3 protein-coding genes are annotated in these 2,056 nt (G+C 71.5%); 2 read left to right on the top strand and 1 reads right to left on the bottom strand.

The window, feature by feature from the left end:
* Nucleotides 1-561 (bottom strand): TetR/AcrR family transcriptional regulator (locus Air01nite_RS40790; RefSeq protein ID WP_203708893.1); only part of this gene is annotated, 561 nt, incomplete at its 3' end.
* Nucleotides 562-633: 72 nt separating this feature from the next.
* Between Air01nite_RS40790 and Air01nite_RS40785 the strand changes: the two genes are divergently transcribed.
* Both Air01nite_RS40785 and Air01nite_RS41740 read left to right on the top strand, forming a co-directional pair.
* Nucleotides 634-1,035 carry a nuclear transport factor 2 family protein gene (locus Air01nite_RS40785; RefSeq protein ID WP_203708891.1) on the top strand — a complete coding sequence of 134 codons (402 nt, stop codon included), beginning with the start codon at nucleotides 634-636 and terminating at the stop codon, nucleotides 1,033-1,035.
* Nucleotides 1,036-1,071: 36 nt separating this feature from the next.
* Nucleotides 1,072-2,010 (top strand): calcium-binding protein, encoded by a 939-nt coding sequence (locus Air01nite_RS41740; RefSeq protein WP_203708889.1) that lies wholly within the window; start codon nucleotides 1,072-1,074, stop codon nucleotides 2,008-2,010.
* The last annotated feature ends 46 nt before the right edge of the window (nucleotides 2,011-2,056 follow it).

Below are 2,056 nucleotides of genomic sequence, written 5' to 3'. Positions count from 1 at the left end.
CCCTGCCGCCAGGAGGCGCAGCAGGCTGGTGCGCAGCGCGGCGTCGGCAGCGGCGGGGGACATCCGGCCGGCGTCAGCCTCCTCGGCCGCGGCGTGGCCCATCCGGATGGTGAGGGTGGCAAGCCAGTCCGGCGGGAGTTGGTCGTCGAACTCCCCCGCGCGCTGGCCGCGAACGATCACCTTGATCAGCCGCGCGGTCACCGGCTGGTGGCGCTCGTCGTCCTCGCGCGGTGTCACCGGCACCGCGTTGGCCCGCTGGAACAGGAGCCGGTGCCGGGCCGTGATCCGGGCGCTGGTGTCGAGCAGCCGGAGCAGGGCCTCCGTCGCGGTGCCGGCGTCGAGGTCGACGGCGTCCAACTCGGCCATCGCCTCGTCGGTAACGCGGTCCAGCACGGCGGCGAGGAGGGCCTCCCGGGACGGGAAGTGCGCGTACACCGTCTGCCTGGTCACCCCGGCGGCGGTCGCGATCGCCTCCACGCTCGGGTCGGGCTCCTCGTTGAGCAGCACGACCGCGGCGTCCAGGATGGACGCGCGGCTGCGGCGGGCGTCGGACCGGGTCATCTCTTACACCTTGTAAAGGTTGTCGCCATCGGCTATATCTTACAAGGTGTCAAAGATGACCGGGAGGTCGGCATGAGGGCGTTCGACGGCACGGACCCGAAGCAGTTCATCTTCGACTTCGTGACCTCGTTCGGTCGCGAGGTGATGCACAGCGAGGACGAGGCGGCGACCGTCGTCGACCGCTACCACACGCCCGACATCGTGCAGGTCGCCGACGGGCACGAGATGGACCGGGCCAAGCTGATCGCGCACTGCCGTCCCATCCGCAAGCGCAAGCCCAGCAGCCGGCTGGAGGTGCACGACGCCGTGGCCGAGGCGGACCGGATCGCCGCCCGCTACACCATGCACGTCGAGGACCGCGGCCGTCGCTTCGCGATCGACGTGCACTTCTTCGGCCGGTTCGCCCCCGACGGGCGGATGCGCGAGGCGCACATGCTGACCCGCACGCTGCCGGACGCGGCGTCGGCTGGCTGACTGTGGCCCGGTCGCGGTGCGGGCACGCTGTCGCACATGGACCGTCAGTGGTTTCGCCCGGCCGTGGCCGCCGTGCTCGGCCTGCACGTCGTCGGTGTCGTGCCGGCCGGTGCCGCGGCGATGCCGCCGCCCACGCCCAACAGGGCCTACTGGGTCGACGACAGCACCCTGCGCTACGAGGGTGGCATCGGCAAGACCAACGACGTGACGTTCACCGACTACAACCGGGTCCCGGGACTCACCCGGTGGATGATCGACGACGTGTCGGCGATCGTGCCGGGGCTCGGGTGTGTCAACGTCACCGGTGACAACACCAGGGTGATCTGCACCGAGCAGGAGGACTCCATCTCCTGGCTCACCGTCTCGCTCGGCATGGGCGACGACACGCTGGTGTTCGACGCCTTCTTCGACACGTACACCCGGATCTACGGCGGCACCGGCGACGACACGATCACCGTCGCGGACGGGGCGGACCCCTACGTCGAGGTGTACGGCGAGGACGGCGCCGACGTGATCACCCGCAGCGGCGGCGACGCGTTCCTGCGGATCGACGGCGGGCCGGGTCCCGACCAGTTGTGCGCGCCCGGCGGCTATCTGACCTATGCGAACCATCCGGCCGGGGTGGTCGTCTCGGTCGGCGGTGGGCCGGCCGGCGACGACGGGATGCCGGACGAGGGCGACACGGTCTGCGCCGGGTTCGCGGGGGTCACCGGCAGCGCGTACGCCGACGGTCTGGTCGCCGGCAGCGGGAAGATCAACCTCACCGGCAACGGCGGCGCGGACGTGCTGGTCGGCGGGGCCGGCGACGACACGCTGTTCGGCGGTGGCGGCGACGACCTCCTGTACGGCCTCGGCGGCGACGACTGGCTGGTCGGCGAGACCGGCACGGACACCCTTAACGGTGGTGCCGGCCCCGACGACCGCTGCGACGCCGACGGCGTCGACACCTTGACCGGATGCGAGGACGTCTACTAGGTCCTGTCCTGCCGGTCAACGCGGCCTGCGACGGGCCCAGCCGTCG

It is taken from the genome of Asanoa iriomotensis (assembly GCF_016862515.1).
In the GTDB taxonomy this organism is placed as follows: domain Bacteria; phylum Actinomycetota; class Actinomycetes; order Mycobacteriales; family Micromonosporaceae; genus Asanoa; species Asanoa iriomotensis.
This window is presented reverse-complemented; position numbering and strand designations above follow the sequence as displayed.

What these genes read in the sequence shown, in the direction of transcription:
- Air01nite_RS40785 (WP_203708891.1), top strand. Translation starts at nt 634, where the DNA reads ATGAGGGCGTTCGACGGCACGGACCCGAAGCAGTTCATCTTCGACTTC.
- Air01nite_RS41740 (WP_203708889.1), top strand. Translation starts at nt 1,072, where the DNA reads ATGGACCGTCAGTGGTTTCGCCCGGCCGTGGCCGCCGTGCTCGGCCTG.